17 protein-coding genes are annotated in these 15,496 nt (G+C 70.9%); 11 read left to right on the forward strand and 6 right to left on the reverse strand.

Going from position 1 to position 15,496, the window contains the following annotated elements:
• Genes FFT09_RS12805 through FFT09_RS12820 form a run of 4 tightly spaced genes read right to left on the reverse strand, consistent with a single transcriptional unit; the run spans window position 1 to window position 3,950 of the window.
• On the reverse strand, window positions 1–1,041 hold the full coding sequence (locus FFT09_RS12805) for a 2-hydroxyacid dehydrogenase (protein ID WP_138382838.1): 1,041 nt from the start codon (window positions 1,039–1,041) through the stop codon (window positions 1–3).
• A gap of 25 nt (window positions 1,042–1,066) precedes the next feature.
• On the reverse strand, window positions 1,067–1,537 hold the full coding sequence (locus FFT09_RS12810) for a ribose-5-phosphate isomerase (RefSeq protein ID WP_024874993.1): 471 nt from the start codon (window positions 1,535–1,537) through the stop codon (window positions 1,067–1,069).
• The gene (locus FFT09_RS12815; protein ID WP_138382839.1) at window positions 1,537–3,243 is read right to left on the reverse strand and encodes a dihydroxyacetone kinase family protein; all 1,707 of its coding nucleotides are present in this window, start codon (window positions 3,241–3,243) and stop codon (window positions 1,537–1,539) included. The genes FFT09_RS12810 and FFT09_RS12815 overlap by 1 nt, the downstream gene beginning before the upstream one ends.
• On the reverse strand, window positions 3,240–3,950 hold the full coding sequence (locus tag FFT09_RS12820; RefSeq protein ID WP_138382840.1) for an HAD family hydrolase: 711 nt from the start codon (window positions 3,948–3,950) through the stop codon (window positions 3,240–3,242). Before FFT09_RS12820 ends, FFT09_RS12815 begins: the two co-directional genes overlap by 4 nt.
• A 138-nt stretch (window positions 3,951–4,088) precedes the next feature.
• Between FFT09_RS12820 and FFT09_RS12825 the strand changes: the two genes are divergently transcribed.
• The 5 genes from FFT09_RS12825 to FFT09_RS22910 all read left to right on the forward strand — a co-directional run bounded on the left by FFT09_RS12825 (window position 4,089) and on the right by FFT09_RS22910 (window position 9,310).
• Window positions 4,089–4,877, forward strand: a complete 789-nt coding sequence (locus FFT09_RS12825) for a DeoR/GlpR family DNA-binding transcription regulator (RefSeq protein ID WP_138382841.1) — start codon at window positions 4,089–4,091, stop codon at window positions 4,875–4,877.
• An 89-nt stretch (window positions 4,878–4,966) separates the two neighbouring features.
• Window positions 4,967–6,325, forward strand: a complete 1,359-nt coding sequence (locus FFT09_RS12830; protein ID WP_138382842.1) for an MFS transporter — start codon at window positions 4,967–4,969, stop codon at window positions 6,323–6,325.
• A 364-nt stretch (window positions 6,326–6,689) separates the two neighbouring features.
• Window positions 6,690–7,529: a nitroreductase/quinone reductase family protein gene (locus FFT09_RS12835; protein WP_138382843.1), complete on the forward strand. Its 840-nt coding sequence runs from the start codon at window positions 6,690–6,692 to the stop codon at window positions 7,527–7,529.
• Window positions 7,530–7,577: 48 nt separating this feature from the next.
• The gene (ligD, locus tag FFT09_RS12840) at window positions 7,578–8,510 is read left to right on the forward strand and encodes a non-homologous end-joining DNA ligase (RefSeq protein ID WP_081191548.1); all 933 of its coding nucleotides are present in this window, start codon (window positions 7,578–7,580) and stop codon (window positions 8,508–8,510) included.
• A 14-nt stretch (window positions 8,511–8,524) separates the two neighbouring features.
• Window positions 8,525–9,310, forward strand: coding sequence for a tryptophan-rich sensory protein (locus tag FFT09_RS22910; RefSeq protein WP_167305373.1), 786 nt, complete (start codon window positions 8,525–8,527; stop codon window positions 9,308–9,310).
• Window positions 9,311–9,432: 122 nt separating this feature from the next.
• On the opposite strand, the gene FFT09_RS12850 is transcribed toward FFT09_RS22910, so the two are convergent.
• A complete protein-coding gene (locus tag FFT09_RS12850) occupies window positions 9,433–9,807 on the reverse strand; it encodes an STAS domain-containing protein (RefSeq protein WP_081191546.1) in 375 nt (124 codons plus the stop codon).
• A gap of 145 nt (window positions 9,808–9,952) precedes the next feature.
• Between FFT09_RS12850 and FFT09_RS12855 the strand changes: the two genes are divergently transcribed.
• Genes FFT09_RS12855 through FFT09_RS12875 form a run of 5 tightly spaced genes read left to right on the forward strand, consistent with a single transcriptional unit; the run spans window position 9,953 to window position 13,966 of the window.
• A complete protein-coding gene (locus FFT09_RS12855) occupies window positions 9,953–10,804 on the forward strand; it encodes an STAS domain-containing protein (RefSeq protein ID WP_081191545.1) in 852 nt (283 codons plus the stop codon).
• Window positions 10,805–10,810: 6 nt separating this feature from the next.
• The gene (locus FFT09_RS12860; RefSeq protein ID WP_024874983.1) at window positions 10,811–11,170 is read left to right on the forward strand and encodes an STAS domain-containing protein; all 360 of its coding nucleotides are present in this window, start codon (window positions 10,811–10,813) and stop codon (window positions 11,168–11,170) included.
• Window positions 11,167–11,589, forward strand: a complete 423-nt coding sequence (locus tag FFT09_RS12865; protein WP_024874982.1) for an anti-sigma regulatory factor — start codon at window positions 11,167–11,169, stop codon at window positions 11,587–11,589. Before FFT09_RS12860 ends, FFT09_RS12865 begins: the two co-directional genes overlap by 4 nt.
• Window positions 11,586–12,590 carry an ATP-binding protein gene (locus FFT09_RS12870; RefSeq protein WP_138382844.1) on the forward strand — a complete coding sequence of 335 codons (1,005 nt, stop codon included), beginning with the start codon at window positions 11,586–11,588 and terminating at the stop codon, window positions 12,588–12,590. Before FFT09_RS12865 ends, FFT09_RS12870 begins: the two co-directional genes overlap by 4 nt.
• Window positions 12,587–13,966: a PP2C family protein-serine/threonine phosphatase gene (locus tag FFT09_RS12875; RefSeq protein ID WP_138382845.1), complete on the forward strand. Its 1,380-nt coding sequence runs from the start codon at window positions 12,587–12,589 to the stop codon at window positions 13,964–13,966. Before FFT09_RS12870 ends, FFT09_RS12875 begins: the two co-directional genes overlap by 4 nt.
• A gap of 7 nt (window positions 13,967–13,973) precedes the next feature.
• Here the strand turns inward: FFT09_RS12875 and FFT09_RS12880 are convergent, their stop codons facing one another.
• Complete coding sequence (locus FFT09_RS12880; RefSeq protein ID WP_138382846.1) at window positions 13,974–14,354, reverse strand: ATP-binding protein; 381 nt, start codon at window positions 14,352–14,354, stop codon at window positions 13,974–13,976.
• Between the two features lie 133 nt (window positions 14,355–14,487).
• Between FFT09_RS12880 and FFT09_RS12885 the strand changes: the two genes are divergently transcribed.
• Window positions 14,488–15,495, forward strand: a complete 1,008-nt coding sequence (locus FFT09_RS12885; protein ID WP_138382847.1) for an ABC transporter substrate-binding protein — start codon at window positions 14,488–14,490, stop codon at window positions 15,493–15,495.
• Window position 15,496: the final 1 nt, after the last annotated feature.

The raw sequence follows: 15,496 nt of genomic DNA on the forward strand, positions 1-15,496 counted from the left end.
CTACCTCGCCGAGGTGTCCGGGTTGGCGACGTTGGCCAGCGTCTCGCCACGGGCGTAGCGACCCACCTCGGCCGCGACGATGCGCGCCGCGCGGTCGGCGGTCTGCTTGCTGGCGCCCGCCAGGTGCGGGGTCGCGATGACGTTCGGAGCGTCGCGCAGCGGCCAGTCGGCTGGCGGCGGTTCGACGTCGTAGACGTCGAGCGCCACAGCGCCGAGACGCCCGGAATGCAGTGCCGGCGCGAGCGGCGCGTAGTCCAGCAGCCCGCCGCGCGCCGAGTTCACCAGCACGGCGCCGGGGGGCAGCAGCGCGAGCTTGTCGGCGTCGATGAGCTTGCGCGTCTCGGCCGTGAGCCGGGCGTGCAGGCTCACGGCGGTGCTGCGGCGCAGCAGGTCGTCCAGGTCCACCAGTTCCGCACCGTCCGCGGCCACGGCATCGCGGTCCGCGTACGGATCGGCCACGAGCACCCGGGCACCGAACGCCACGAGGACACGGGCGACTCGCGCGCCGATGGCGCCGTAGCCGACGAGGCCGACCGTGGTGCCGTCCAGCTCCACACCCGCGTTCGCGTAGGCGTAGTAGTCGCCGCGCCACGTTCCCGACAGCAGTTCGGCCGACGACGTGGAGATCCGCCGCAGGGCCGCCAGCAGCAGGCCGACCGCGAACTCGGCGGCGGCCGCGGCGTTGCGTCCCGGCGCGAACGTCACCGCGACACCGGCCTCGGTGGCGGCGGCGAGATCCACGTTCACGGGGCCGCCCCGGCACACCGACACCAGCTTCAGTCCCGGAGCCGACGCGAAGACCTTCCTGGTGAACGGCGCCATCTGGGTGACGGCGACCTCGGCGCCGTCGAGCGCCTCGATCACCTGCTCCTCGGTGCCGCTGGCCTCGTCCACCTCGGCGACCGGCCCGAACGGCTCGATCGGCCACGGCAGCGACAGCTCCCGGAAGTCCAGGTCGGCGCTGCCGTTCACCTCGGCGCGTACGGCCGCCCGCAGCAGGTCGTTGCCGACGAACTCGTCACCGGCGCTGAGAATTCGCACTTGTCGTTCCTCCTCGAACGTGCCGTCAGCTGGCGGCGTGGACTTCCCGGGCCTCGTAGTCGGTGATGCACGCGACCTTGGCCGCGCTGGCCGAACCGGGGTCGAAGGTGTGGCCGAGCCATTCGGCAGTGATCTTCTTGGCCAGTTCGGGGCCGACGACCCGGGCACCGAAAGTGATGATCTGGCAGTTGTTCGACTTGACCGACCGCTCGGCCGAGTAGGAGTCGTGTGCGACTGTAGCCCGGATTCCGGCGACCTTGTTGGCCGAGACAGCCATGCCGATCCCGGTCCCGCACACCAGGACGGCACGGTCGGCCTCGCCCGCGGCGACCTTCTCGGCCGCCGCGAGGCCGAAGTGCGGGTAGGCGGTGTCGTCGTCGGCGCTGGTCGCGCCGAGGTCGATCACCTCGCTCACCCGGTCGTCCGCCGACAGCTGATCGCGGACAGCGTTCTTCAGCTCGACACCGGCGTTGTCCGCCGCCACCACCACGCGCATCAGTTCGTCCTCTCCCACTCGTCGCCGATCGCCGACACCAGCAGCGCGAACGACGTCGCACCGGGGTCGGCGTAGCCCTTGCTGCGTTGCGCGAGCCGCGCCGCCCTGCCCTTCGTGGGCGCCAGCTCGGCCGTGTCGGCGGCAGCGCGGACCGCCTGTGCCGCCGCCTCCCGCCACGCCCGCACGACGCCGGACCCCGCGTGCTCGCGCAGGGCGAGGCGGAACGGTTCGATGGCGTCGAGCATCGTCTTGTCGCCGGGTTCCGCTCCGCCGAGCTCGACGAACGCCGCGGCGGCCCGGTCGACGGCGTCGGCCACGGCGGCCGCCGTGATGTCGCCGTCCAGCCCGGCGCCCGTCTCGGCGAGCAGCACGCCGTAGAGCGCACCGGACGCTCCGCCCGCCGCGTCGGCGAACGCCGTGCCCGCGGTGAGCAGCGCGCCGGAGACACCGGCCCCGGCCGCCTCGGCGGCGCGAGCGGCCGTGACCGCCGCCCGCATGCCTCGCGTCATGCCCAGTCCGTGATCACCGTCCGCCGCCACCGCGTCGAGCCTGCCCAGCTCGTGCTCGTTCGCCTCGATCCGCGCAAGACCGGCGGTGAGCAGCCGATCGACGACTCCGGCGGTGCCGGGTCCCTCGGGCCTGTCCAGTGCGTCATCCACTGTGGAGACCGGTGCGACGGTGGCGAGCGTGGCGCCACCACTGCGGTAGGCGGGTGTGTCGCACGGGGCGGCATACAGCGGGGCGAGTTCGTCGTCGAGCGCGAGCACCGTGAGCGAGACCCCCGCCATGTCGAGCGACGTCACGAACTCGCCCACCTCGGTGTGCAGGGGGTTGAGTCCGTGACCGGCCAGTCGCTCGTGAACTCGCTTGTACAACACGAACATGTCCTCGTACTTCGTGTTGCCGAGACCGTTGAGCAGCACCGCGAGTCTGCCGTCCCCCTGCGACGGCAGCTCGGGAAGCAGGCCGTCGACGAGTGCGTCGGCCACGCCGACCGCGTCGAGCCTCGGCACCGTCCGCACCCCGGGCTCCCCGTGGATGCCCAGCCCCAGCTCCATCGTGGTCTCGTCGACCGTGAACAGCGGCTCGCTCGCGCCGGGCAGCGTGCAGCCGTCGAACGCCACGCCGAAGGTGCGGGTCGCGTCGTTGGCCCTGCCCGCGAGTGCCGCGACGGCGTCGAGGTCGTCGCCGCGCTCGGCGGCGGCGCCCGCCACCTTGAACACCATGAAGTCACCCGCGACACCGCGGCGGCGCTGCGGGGCGTCGGCCGGGCCGCTGGCCACGTCGTCGGTCACCAGCACGGTGCGGGAGTCGATCCCCTCGGCCGCCAGCCGCCGCGCGGCGAGGCCGAAATGCAGGACGTCGCCCTGGTAGTTGCCGTAGGAGAACAGCACACCGGCGCCGCCGTCGGCCTCGCGGGCGGTGCGGTACACCTGCTCCGCGCTCGGGCTCGTGAACACGTCGCCCACCACGGCTCCGGTCGCGAGGCCACGCCCGACCAGGCCCGCGAAGGCGGGGTAGTGACCGCAACCGCCGCCGATCACGACCGCCACCCTGCCCCGCTCCGGCGCGTGCCGGGCGAGAACGCCATAGGCGCCGGGCACCTTGCGTACCGTCCGGCCGTAGGCACCGGCGAAGCCGTCGAGCCAGTCGCGTTTGAAGGTCTCGGCCCTGCCGAGCGTGCGCGGGGGACGTGGGGACGTCATGCCGGCCTCCCCGCGGTGGTGTCGGTGGTGTCCGTGGTGTCCGCGCCGTCGCGCAGCGAGTCGAGCAGGATGCGGCGCACGGTGTCGTTGCTGTCGGCCACGCTGTCCGCGAGCGCGAGCGCGTCGGGTTTGGGGGGATAGCCGCGGTTGGGCAGCGCGACGACGGTGAGCCCGGCCGCGGCGGCGGCCCGGATGCCGTTGCTGGAGTCCTCGACGCCGAGGCAGTCCGCGCCACTGTGGCCGAGCCGGGATGCCGCCTCCAGGTACACGTCCGGACTCGGCTTGCCGCGCGGCACCTCGGCGCTGGACACGGTGGCCGTGAAGTGCTCGGTGAGCGAGTACGCCGCGAGCACGGCGTCGATGACGGTGCGCGGTGCCGACGACGCGAGGGCGACCGGCGCCACGGCGCTGACCTCGGTGACCATCGCCGCCGCGCCGGGCAGCAGCGGAGCCCGGCCGTCACCGATCGCCGCGATCATCCCGCCGACGACGGCGCGCTCGACCTGTGCCGCCGTCTCGTCCGTGCCGCTGCGGCGCGCGAGGTAGGCGGCCCACTCGGGGGCGCTCATGCCCTGGACCGTGGAGGTGTCCTCCGGGGTCCATTCGACGCCGTACCTCGCCGCGTAGGCGACCCAGTTCTCCTCCCACAGGTGTTCGCTGTCGACCAGGACACCGTCCATGTCGAACACCACCGCGGCGAGTGCCATCGAATCACAGCCCCTTTCACACGATCGCTGTTAAATTAACACCCCGTCTCGGGAAATGTAACTCCCCGATGTGGGTGGAGTCGTGGGGAGTCGGGGCGGAGCGGGCCTCCCGGCCGCGGGAGGTGTCAGACTTTGCCCATGAGCAGTGAGATGTCCGGTACCACTCGGAACCGCCAGGTGCGCCAGCAGCGCATCACGGACTTCGTCATCGACCACGGCTCGGCCGCCGTCGCCGAACTGGTCCGGCTCACCGGCGTCAGCCACATGACGGTCCACCGCGACATCGACGACCTCGCGCGGCGCGGGGTGGTTCGCAAGTTCCGCGGGGGCGTGTCGGCGCTGCCGTCCACGGTGTTCGAGAGCAATTCCGAGTACCGGCTCAGCGCGCACCTCGACGCCAAGGCGGCCATCGCGCGGAGTGCCGCGGCACTCGTCGAGCCGGGGATGTCGGTGTTGCTGGACGACTCCACGACCGCGTTGCAGCTGGCCAGGCTGCTGCCCGACCTCGCGCCGCTGACGGTGGCCACCAACTACCTGCGGGCGATCGACGTGCTGAAGAACGTGGAGGATCTGCGGCTGATCTGCATCGGGGGCGACTACTCCCGCACACACGACTCCTTCCTCGGGATGCCGTGCCTGGAGACCATCGAGCGCATCACGGTCGACGTGGCGTTCCTGTCGACCTCCGCGATGAACGTCTCCATGACCTTCCATCAGGAACCCGAGATCGTCCTGGTCAAGCGGGCGATGCTGGAGTCGGCCGAGACCCGGGTGCTGTTGATGGACTCCAGCAAGATGCCGCGCGCCGCGCTGCACCGGCTGGCCCCCGTCACCGACTACGACCGGCTGATCGTCGATTCCGGTGTGGACGGAGCGCTGGTGAAGGAGCTGGAGGAGCGCGTCCCGGTCGAGGTCGCTCCGCTGTAACGATTCAGTGAGCAGGAAAGTCGTCGTAACATCTTGCGCGTTAACTTAACGGCCAGCATGATGCTTCCGTCTTGAGTACGGAGGCGTTCATGGTTTCAACGACGACACCACGGTCCGACCGGCCCGGTGGCTCCCTGGCCCGGTTGCTGGACCGCTGGGGGCTTCCCGCGCCCCTGCTGCTCGGCTACGTCGGCCTGCTGCTGTTCATGATCGGCGACGGCGTCGAGTCGGGCTTCATCGCACCGTTCATCGCCGACAACGGCGCGGGCACGGAGGTCCGCGCCTCCTACGTGATCACCGTGTACGGCGTCGCGGTGATGCTGGCGTCCTGGCTCTCCGGTGCCCTCTCCGAACTGTGGGGCCCACGCCGGGTGATGCTCGTCGGGCTCGTCATCTGGCTGGTCTTCGACGCGCTGTTCCTCGCCGTCGCCGTGGCGGGCGAGAACTACACCCTCATGCTCGTGTTCTACGGCATCCGAGGGTTCGGCTATCCGATGTTCGCCTTCGGCTTCCTGGTGTGGATCACCGCCGTGGCCCCCGTCGCGAGGCTCGGCGCGGCTGTCGGCTGGTTCTACTTCGCGTTCACCGGCGGGCTGCCCACCCTGGGCTCCCTGGTCGCGAGCTTCACCAATCCGGTGCTGGGGCAGTACGGCACGCTTTGGCTCTCGGTCGGCATCCTCGCTCTCGGCGGGCTGGTCTGCCTGCTGGGCGTGCGGGAGCGCACGGGCTTCCAGCCGCTCGCGCCCCCGGACGTCAAGCCGGTGCAGAGTCTCATGTCGAGCCTGTCCATCGCCTGGAAGAAGCCCAGGGTCGGCGTCGGCATGCTCGTGCGGGTCATCAACACCGCCCCCGAGTTCGGCATGCTGGTGTTCTTCCCGACGATCTTCAGCCACCAGATCGGCTTCGGGGAGAGTCGCTGGCTGCTGCTGGTCTCCGTCATCTACGGCACGAACATCTTCTTCAACCTGATCTTCGGTGTGCTCAGTGACCGGATCGGGTGGCAGACGACGATCTTCTGGTTCGGTGCGGTCGGCTGTGCGATCTCGGTCCTGTTGCTCTACTTCGTGCCGGTCCACCTGGGCGCGGACTACTACTGGGTCGCGCTGCTCGTGGGCGCGCTCTACGGCGCGACGCTCGCCGGGTTCGTGCCGATCTCCGCGCTGCTGCCCTCGCTCGCACCCGACAACAAGGGCGGTGCGATGGCACTGCTCAACCTGGGTGCCGGCGCGGCCACGTTCGTGGGCCCGGCGATCGTCAGCCTGTTCCTCGGACCGGCGGGCGCGGCGGGAGTTGTGATCATCTTCGCCGCGCTCTACGTGGCCGCCGCGGTCATGACGCGCTTTCTGGTCCTGCCCGAAGTGGCCAAGAGAGCCGCCGAGCACGACGAAAGCCTCACCGAGGTCGCGGACACGACGGCGGCGCCGCCGGAGCGACCGGCCCCCACCTGAGGGTCCCAGGGCCACGGCGGTCGCGGGTCGTCCCGGCCGCCGTGGCCCTGTCCAACCCGCTTGACGGGTCCACGTCCCCGGCGATTCAATATCGGTGTGCCAGGCGACCTGGGCAGCAGTCCGGGTGGTGGGGCACATCGATTGGTCCTGGGGAGGATGCCGTGACGTCTTCGTACACTGCGGGTCTCTGCTGACCTGACGCGCTCGCGCGTCGCCCCTCACTCCCCGCGTTCCGGCCGCCGGTCCTGTGTTCACCGTGCCCGCCGACATGCCGCGGGGTGCGCCGCGCGCCGCCGTTTCGACACTCCACAGTCATCGGTCAGCACCGCGCGTCGCCGCGCGGGCACACCCGCGAAGAGGACCCATGCCACACACTGCGAACCAGCACGTCATCGCCCAGTTCCGCGCCCACGACGGCGAGGTCGGCGGCCCGTTCACCGGAGCACGCCTCCTGCTGCTCACCACGACGGGGGCCCGGAGCGGAGCACCACACACCGTCCCGCTCGGCTACCTGCACGACGGACAGGGCGCCACGCTCGTCATCGGATCGGCGGCGGGAGCGCCGCACCACCCGGCCTGGTACCACAACCTTCTGGCCGAGCCCCGGGTCACCGTGGAGACCGGCGCGTTCACCTACGAGGCCGAGGCCGAGGTGCTGCGCGGGTCCGACCGGGACGAGGCCTTCGCCCGCGCCGTCGAAGCCGATCCGGCCTGGGGCGAGTACCAGGCCGCCACGAGCCGGGTCCTCCCGGTGGTCCGGCTGCGGCCCGTACGCGCCGTGACCGTCGAGCGCACCTGGGGACAGCAGACGAAGCTCATCCACGACGTGTTCCGCCGGGAGATGGCCCTCGTCCGGGCCGAGGTCGCCCACTCCGGTCCCGGGCTCGGCGCGCAGCTGCGCATCAACTGCCTCACGCTGTGCCAGGGACTGCGGCATCACCACACCGGGGAGGACGAGGGGACGTTTCCCGTCGTCGAAACGCATCATCCGGAACTCGCTCCGGCACTGCGGCGGCTGCGCGCCGAACACGAGACCCTCGCCCGGTTGCTGGGCGAACTGGAGGACGTCCTGCGGGGCGACACCGGATCGGACGAGGTGCGGGCGCGGGTCGACGACCTCACCCACCGGGTCGAAGCGCATCTCGACTGGGAGGAAGAGCAGTTGCTGACGGTGCTGGACGGACTCACCGATCTCGACGAGTGACCGTCCGTCACCCGACGGCACGGGCGCCGCGCCGCTACCGTGACCTGCATGGGCACGGACGACGCGGTCGAGCTCGACGTCGGCGGCCGCACGGTGCGCCTCACCCATCCCGGCCGGGTGTACTTCCCGGCGCGAGGCGAGACGAAGCTCGACCTCGCCCGGTACTACCTGGCCGTGGGTGAGGGCATCGTGCGGGCGCTGTACGAGCGGCCCTGCATGATGCACCGCTTTCCGTCGGGAGTCGCGGGGGAGAAGGTGCACCAGAAGCGCGTGCCGCGCGGGGCGCCGCCCTGGCTGGAGACCGTGCGGGTGCACTTTCCCCGCTACGACCGCACCGCCGACGAACTCTGCGTCACCGAACTCGCACACGTGCTGTGGGCCGTGCAGATGTCGACGGTGGAGTTTCACCCCTGGAACTCCCGTCGCGCGGACACCGAACGGCCCGACGAGTGGCGGATCGACCTCGACCCGATGCCCGAGTGCGGGCTCGACCGCGTGCGGCGGGTGGCACACGTGGCCCACGAGGTCCTGACCGAGTTGGGGATGCGGGGCTGGCCGAAGACCTCGGGCGGCCGAGGGCTGCACATCTTCGTGCGCATCGAGCCACGCTGGGACTTCGCCGACGTGCGCCGCGCGGCGCACGCCTTCGCTGTGGAGGTCGAGCGACGCGCACCCGCCGACGTGACCACGCGCTGGTGGCGCCGGGACCGTGATCCGGCCGCGGTGTTCGTGGACTACAACCAGAACGCCCGCGACCACACCGTCGCCGCCGCGTACTCGGTGCGCGGCGTGCCCGAGGCGACCGTGTCCACTCCGCTGCGGTGGGACGAGGTCGACGACGTCCATCCCCGTGACTGCACCATCGAGACCGTGCCCGCTCGATTCGCGGAGCTGGGTGACGTACACCAGGATATTGATCACCTCGCCCATCCGCTGGACGAGCTGCTGGCGTGGGCCGACCGCGACGGACTCGATACCTGACGGAAGGGCTCGCCATGGGAACCGATCGCCGGCCGGGCCGCGCGGACGCCGTTCGCGCCGCGGCGGTGCTGCTCGCCGCCGTCCTGCAGATCGTGGCCGGTGCTCTCGGTGGCACGGGCGCGTACGGCGAACCGATCGGTACCGTCGCCAACTCGTATCCGCATCCGCTGCTTCCCGCGGGGACGGCCTTCGCGATCTGGTCGGTGATCTACGTCTGGATCGTGGCGCTGGCGGTGCGCCAGGCACTGCCGGGACAGCGATCGCGGGCACTGCACCGCGCGACCGGATGGTGGCTGGTGGCCGCCGGTGTGCTGAACGCCGCCTGGGTGCTCACGTTCGGCCAGCGGTGGGCGTTGGTCGCGCAGGTGGTGATCGTGGCGCTGCTCGTCTGCCTGGGGGCGGCGCTGGCGCGAGCGAGCCGGATACCCGCCGAAGGATGGGCCGACCGGCTGCTGACCCAGGGCGCGATCGCCTTCTACACGGGCTGGGTCGCCGTGGCGACGATGGTGGGAGCCGTCACGACCGCGGTCAGTCTCGACGCGCTCGTGAACGCCGGGGTGGCGGTCGCGGTACTGCTGGTCGCGGCCGTCGGGCTGGCCTGGGCCGCGACGTCCGCCGACGCCGTCCTCTTCTTCGCGGCGCCGGTGTTGTGGGCGCTGTTCTGGATCGGTGAGGCGACCGGTGACACGGCGGTGCGGGTCGTGGTGGCGGTGGTGGCGGCCGTCGTGGTGCTGGCTATCCTGCGCCGGGTGGTGGTGGCGGGGCGCTCCGCCACGCGCCGCCGCATCGTGTGGGGCTGACACTGAAGGACACCGTGTCCGCAGATTAGGTAGCCGTGTCCGCACCGTGCGATGCGGATACGGCTACGCGGGCTGCGGACACGGCTACACAACTTGGGGACACGGCTACGCGGGTTGCGCGGTCAGGGGGCCTTCCGGACGTCGAAGAGTGGCAGCAGGCCCGAGATCTGGAGCACGCGGTAGGCGTACTCGTCGACGTTCACCAGCGTGATGGTGCCGTCGCGCTCTGCCATTCGTGCGTGGGCCCGCACGAGCGCGCTGATACACGCGGAGTCGAAGAACGACAGGCGCGCGAAGTCCACCACCAGCCGGTCGACGTCCTGGGCGAGCAGCCGGGTCAGCGCGTCGTCGAGTTGCGGCGCGACGCCGTGATCGATCTCCCCGGTCAGCGTGACGCGACCCTCGGAGTCGGCCAGCTCGACGTGGACCGTCGACTGTGCCGCCTCCGCCCTGGCCGCCGGGCCGTCGCCTGCGGATGGTGCCTCGCGGTCCGTCATCGTCGTGCCACTCCCGGGTTGTCGCTTTTGCCCTGACCCCGCGGTACCCCACCTGGATGTTCGCGTCGTCGTGCCTTAAGTTTGCCAACGAGTACCGACTTCATCAGCGCGAAGACCTCTCGACCCCTCTCGTTGGAGCCGTTTCATGACCGACAGCACCACCCATCTCGTCCGGAACCGCGTCATCGAGTTCCTGCGGGACAACGAGGAGCGGATTCGCGGCGAGTGGGTGGCGACCCCGGTGTTCGCGTCGCGCTCCGCGGATGCCGCCGAGGAGGCCGACGCCCTGCTCGGCGGTGTGAGACAGGTGATCCAGGCCGGTGCCGAGGAGGACCCGTCGGCCGACGGCTTCGCGATGGTGCGCACCGTGCTGAACTCACTGGCCGCGCGGTCCGCGGGCGGGACGTCGGGCAGCAAGCGACCCGATGTGACGCTGCTCAAGGACCCGGTGCTGCGGTTGTGGGAGGAGCAGGACGTCGCGGGTGACGTGTCGTACTACGGCGCGATCGCGCTGTCCACCGCCCTCAACACGCTGCGTCTCGCGGTCCTGGAGATCGAGTTGTCGGCCGGTGCCGACACCATTCTCGCGCAGCAGGAGCAGCTCGCGGAGCTGTCGACACCGGTCATCAAGCTCTGGGACGGCATCCTGGCCATCCCGCTCATCGGCACCCTCGACAGCATGCGCAGCCAGGCGGCCACGGAAAGCCTGCTGGCCGAGATCGTGAGCCAGCAGGCCAGGGTCGCGATCCTCGACATCACGGGCGTGACCGCGGTGGACACGCTGGTGGCGCAGCACCTGCTGAAGACGGCGATGGCGGCACGGCTGATGGGCGCGGAGTGCATCATCAGCGGCATCCGCCCGCAGATCGCGCAGACGATGGTGCAGCTCGGCATCGACCTCGGCGAGGTCGCGACCAGAGCGACGCTCGCCGACGCGTTCGCCTACGCCTTACGCAGTGCCGGGTTCTCGGTGACGCGGACGGGCGATGCTGGGTAGGCGGCCATGACGAAGACCTCGATCGCCGGGCTCGGTGACGTCCTCCTGGTCACCATCCAGGGCGAGCTGACCGACCACGACGCGCTGCGGTTGCAGGAGGAACTGACGACCCGGGTGGCCGACGAGGGCACCCGCGGTGTGCTGATCGACATCTCCGGGCTGGAGATCGTCGATTCGTTTCTGGCCCGGACTCTGCACGACATCGCGGGGGCGAGCGCGCTGCTGGCGGCGAGGACCGTGGTGGTGGGGATGCGCCCGGAGGTGGCGATCACGCTGGTGGAGCTGGGGCTGACACTGCCAGGGCTGGACACGGCGCTGACCGTGTCGGCGGGCATGTCGCTGCTGGGCAGCACGGGGCCGCGATGACGAGCCTGTCGACCGTTCACAAGGTGCCCATCAGGGAGGAGGTCGACATCGTGCATGTCCGCCAGGCGGCGCGGGAGGTGGCGGTGTCGCTCGGGTTCTCCCTGGTGGAGCAGACCAAGCTGGTCACGGCGGCGAGTGAACTCGCCAGGAACACGTTGCGGCACGGTGGCGGGGGCACGGCCGAGGTGGAGCTGGAACGCGCGGCCGGTGCCACCGCACTGCGGCTGGTCTTCCGTGACAACGGTCCCGGCATCGCCGACGTGGAGCAGGCGCTGACCGACGGGTACAGCAGTGCGGGCGGCCTGGGTCTCGGGCTCAGCGGTGCGCGGCGGCTCGCGGACGAGTTCGCGCTGGACACCGCTCCGGGTGAGGGGACGACGGTGACGGTGGCCTTCCGGTCGAGATCGGGTACGGGATGAGTGGCGCGGCGCTTGCGGTCACGGGTTCCGTCCACGTGTCGCAGGCGCGCCAGCTCGCGGCGCGGGCCGCGCGGGAAGCCGGGCTGCCGGCCGCCCGGGTGGAACGGGTGGCGCTCGCCACGTCCGAGCTGGCCACCAACCTCGTGAAGTACGCCACGGGCGGGCTGCTGCTGGTGGTGCCGCACGAGGGGGTGCTGGATGTCCTCGCCACGGACCGGGGACCAGGGATGGCGCACGTCACGGACAGCATGCGGGACGGGTTCTCCACCACCGGGACGCTGGGCATCGGGCTCGGTGGGATCCGGCGGAACGCCGACGAGTTCGACATATACTCGCGCTACGGTGAGGGCACGACGGTCCTGGCGCGCTGGTTCGGCGAGGGTACCGATCGGGAGCCTCGGATTCCTGGGGTGGCGGCCGCCCGGTATGCCGCGCCGGGTGAGACGGAGTGCGGGGACAGTTGGGTCGTGGCGCGGGCCGGAGGAGTGACCACGGTGGCGTTGAGTGACGGGCTGGGCCACGGCCCGGGTGCGGCTGCCGCCAGCGCGGCGGCCACCGAACACGTTCGGGCCTCCCCGGCGTCGTCGCTGACGGCGCTGGTGGCCGCGATGGACGCCGACATGACGGCGCACCGCGGTGCCACGGTGGCGCTCGCACAGTTCCGTGAGCATGATTCGACGGTGTTGTTCTGCGGGGTCGGCAACTCCACCGCCCGCCTGATCGCCGGGGACGGCGGTCACGAAACCTTGGTCTCGACACCGGGCATCGTGGGAAGGAGGCAGCGAAGCGGACGCAGGACGTTGCCGGTGGCGCGCCCGTGGGACGCTCGCAGTTGGTTGATCATGCACTCGGACGGTATCTCGCAACGGTGGAACGCGGCGGAGCATCTGGACGCGTTCGAGCACGATCCCGCCACCGTGGCGGGCTGGTTGCTGGGGGCCCACGGCAGACACCGCGACGACGCCTGCGCGGTCGTGGTGTCCGGTGGTGAGCGGATGTGACCGACGAGCTTCGCGCCCGAGGCGGTTCGGAGCACGTCGTACGTGCGGATTTGCGGAAGGCGCTGGGTGAGGCGGATGTGCCCGACGACCTCTGTCGGCGGGTCGCCGCGGAGATCGGCGCGCAGGGCGGCACCGGCACGGCGGAGACGGCTCTTCGTGTGGTGGTGGAGCTGCTGGCCCAGCGCGACCGTGACCTGAGCTGGCATCAGTCCGAGCTGGAGCAGACCAACGCGGGCCTGCTCGCACTGCACGCCGAACTGGACCGACAGCGGCAGCGCGTGTCGTTTCTCGACGAGGTCTCGCGCGCGTCGGCCACCTCCCTGGACCGGGGCCACCTGCTGGACGAGGTCGCCGCGCTGGTCCGCTCGCACGGCTTCGCCGAGACCACACACGTGTGGATGGCCACGGAGCTGGGGTTCGTCTGCACGGGTGCGCCCGAGCTGGAGCCGGACCAGTGCGTGCTCAGCGCGGTCCGGACGCGCGAGCCGGTGCGCGACGGCAGGCGGCTGAGCGTTCCGCTGGCCGCGGGACCGCACGTGCTCGGGGTGTTCGACCTGGGGCGGGTGGCCGTGGAGTTCACCGACGACGACGTGGTGCTGGCCCGGGGTATCGCCGACCGCGCCGCTGTCGGACTGCGCAACGCCAACGAGTACCGGCGCGAGCAGGAACTGGCGGAGCGTTTGCAGCGGGCGATGTTGCCGACGCTGACGCCGCTGCGCGAGCTGGGGCTCGTGGCGCGGTACCGGTCGGCGACCAGTGGCGTCCACGTGGGCGGTGACTGGTACGACGCCGTGACCCGCCCCGACGGCACCGTGGTCCTGACCGTGGGGGACGTGACGGGGCACGGGGTCGACGCCGCGGTGGTGATGGGCAAGCTGCAGAACTCCCTGCGCGCCTACGCACTGGAGGGACACGGCCCCGCAGCGTCGTTGCGCCTGGTACACGACCTCCTGCGGGGACTCGACACGCCGTTGTTCGCCACCGCCGTGGTGGCCGAGGTGACGCCCTCGACCGGCGTGCTGCGCTGGGCCAGCGCGGGGCATCCACCGCCACTGCTGCAGGAGGCGGGGGGTGACGTGACCTTCCTGGAGGCTCCGCACGCGCCGATGCTCGGTATCCACCTCCCGCCGGGACTGGCCTTTCCCGAGCACGAGCGCGAACTGACCCCGGGATCGTCGGTGGCGCTGTTCACCGATGGCCTGATCGAGCGCAGGACCAGCGATCTGGACGCGGGCATGGCACGGCTGGAGGAGGCGTTCTCCACCTGCGAGGCCGATGCTCTCGACGCCACGGCGGAACACGTGCTGCAGGTGATGCTGGGGGCCACCGAACACGACGACGACGTGTGCCTGCTGCTCTGTCACTGGGCGGGTTGATCGGCGGTCAGTCGGCCACAGTCAGTTCGATGACGGCGAGAGGTTCGCCGCCGGCTCCCGTGGTGTGAGCGCTGCGGACCGACCGGACGAGCGCGGTCAGCACGTGCCAGTGGAAGCCCTCCTGCGGTAGGGACGTGCCGTCGCGGCAGGCGATCTCGGCGCGGGCGGTGACACTGCTGTCGCCGAACGAGAACCGCACTCGCAGCGTGGTCGGCGTGGCCGCTCGCTGGAGGAGGAGCCCGCACGCCTCGTCGACGGCGAGCCGGAGGTCGGCGATGGTGTCGAGCTGGAGATCCATGCGGATCGCCAGGTCGGCCGCGACGTTGCGCACGACCGGAACGAGTTCCGGCTCGGCGTCGACCGCCAGCTCCACGGTCCGCTCAGCCACAGCTGACCCCCTTTCTGACGGTTGCACCGTATGACGCGGGACCGTGCCGGTACACCGACAGACCGACCAGAGGGAACATCGAGTGCGCGACACCACTCTTCCGAGGGAACTTAGGTTCGGCTAACCTCACTGCATGGTCAGATCACTGTCGCGTCGCGCCTTCCTGGGCGGCAGCCTCGCCGTGGGAGCCACCGGACTGCTCACCGCGTGTGGGAGCGGAACCCCCGAGGACGGAAGCGGTGGGTCCGATGCGGGCGGAGCCTGGTCGTTCACCGACGACCTCGGTAACACCGTCGAACTCGACGCCCGACCCACACGGATCGCCGGGTTGAACGACGCCATCGCGTCACTGTGGAACTACGGCATCGTGCCGGTCGCGTCGTTCGGCGCCACCGCACTCGCCGACGACGTCAACTTCGGCGGCAGGGACACGAGCAAGGTCACCGAGGTGGGCACCACCTACGGGCAGATCGACGTCGAGGCGCTGGCGGCGCAGCGACCCGATCTGATCGTGGCCCATGCGTATCCGGTCGACACCGAGGGCACCCTCGATCCGGACAAGCCGCTGTTCGGGTTCAACGACATGGAGCAGCAGCGGCGGGCAGGCCAGATCGCGCCGATCGTCGCGCTCGCGATGGCGGGACCGGCGACCGGGGTGGTGGAGCGCACCACCGAGTTCGCCCGGTCGCTCGGCGTCACCGACGAGGTCCTCGCCGGCCCGAAGCAGGACTACGAGGCGGCAAGGCAGCGGCTGCGCGCGGCGGCGAAGTCCGGTGTCACGGTCATGGCCGTGGCGGCTTACCCCAGCGACGGCGTACACATCGCGAAGGCCGTCGACGATCCCGCTCTGCGCAGCTACACCGAACTGGGCCTGTCCTATCCGGACCCGGGCGGCTCCGAGTACTTCTGGCGTTCGGTGAGCTGGGAGAGCATCACCGACTTCCGCACCGACGTGGTGCTGTACTCGCTGCGGGCCATGGACGGGGCGGAGATGCTGGAACAGCCCACCTTCGCCCAGCTGCCGGCCGCGAAGGCCGAGCAGGTGTACCCGTGGGAGTTCAGCTCCATGGACTACGTCGCCCAGTCCCGCACGATCGACGCACTGGCGGCCAACCTGGAACAGGCGCGCCCGGTGACGTGAG

The organism is Saccharomonospora piscinae (genome assembly GCF_005862235.1).
Classification (GTDB): Bacteria; Actinomycetota; Actinomycetes; order Mycobacteriales; family Pseudonocardiaceae; genus Saccharomonospora; species Saccharomonospora piscinae.

Bases quoted from the DNA above. Each gene is read 5' to 3' on its own strand.
- FFT09_RS12810 (WP_024874993.1), bottom strand. From the start codon at position 1,537: ATGCGCGTGGTGGTGGCGGCGGACAACGCCGGTGTCGAGCTGAAGAAC.
- FFT09_RS12815 (WP_138382839.1), bottom strand. From the start codon at position 3,243: ATGACGTCCCCACGTCCCCCGCGCACGCTCGGCAGGGCCGAGACCTTC.
- FFT09_RS12820 (WP_138382840.1), bottom strand. From the start codon at position 3,950: ATGGCACTCGCCGCGGTGGTGTTCGACATGGACGGTGTCCTGGTCGAC.
- FFT09_RS12825 (WP_138382841.1), top strand. From the start codon at position 4,089: ATGAGCAGTGAGATGTCCGGTACCACTCGGAACCGCCAGGTGCGCCAG.
- FFT09_RS12830 (WP_138382842.1), top strand. From the start codon at position 4,967: ATGGTTTCAACGACGACACCACGGTCCGACCGGCCCGGTGGCTCCCTG.
- FFT09_RS12835 (WP_138382843.1), top strand. From the start codon at position 6,690: ATGCCACACACTGCGAACCAGCACGTCATCGCCCAGTTCCGCGCCCAC.
- ligD (WP_081191548.1), top strand. From the start codon at position 7,578: ATGGGCACGGACGACGCGGTCGAGCTCGACGTCGGCGGCCGCACGGTG.
- FFT09_RS22910 (WP_167305373.1), top strand. From the start codon at position 8,525: ATGGGAACCGATCGCCGGCCGGGCCGCGCGGACGCCGTTCGCGCCGCG.
- FFT09_RS12850 (WP_081191546.1), bottom strand. From the start codon at position 9,807: ATGACGGACCGCGAGGCACCATCCGCAGGCGACGGCCCGGCGGCCAGG.
- FFT09_RS12855 (WP_081191545.1), top strand. From the start codon at position 9,953: ATGACCGACAGCACCACCCATCTCGTCCGGAACCGCGTCATCGAGTTC.
- FFT09_RS12860 (WP_024874983.1), top strand. From the start codon at position 10,811: ATGACGAAGACCTCGATCGCCGGGCTCGGTGACGTCCTCCTGGTCACC.
- FFT09_RS12865 (WP_024874982.1), top strand. From the start codon at position 11,167: ATGACGAGCCTGTCGACCGTTCACAAGGTGCCCATCAGGGAGGAGGTC.
- FFT09_RS12870 (WP_138382844.1), top strand. From the start codon at position 11,586: ATGAGTGGCGCGGCGCTTGCGGTCACGGGTTCCGTCCACGTGTCGCAG.
- FFT09_RS12885 (WP_138382847.1), top strand. From the start codon at position 14,488: ATGGTCAGATCACTGTCGCGTCGCGCCTTCCTGGGCGGCAGCCTCGCC.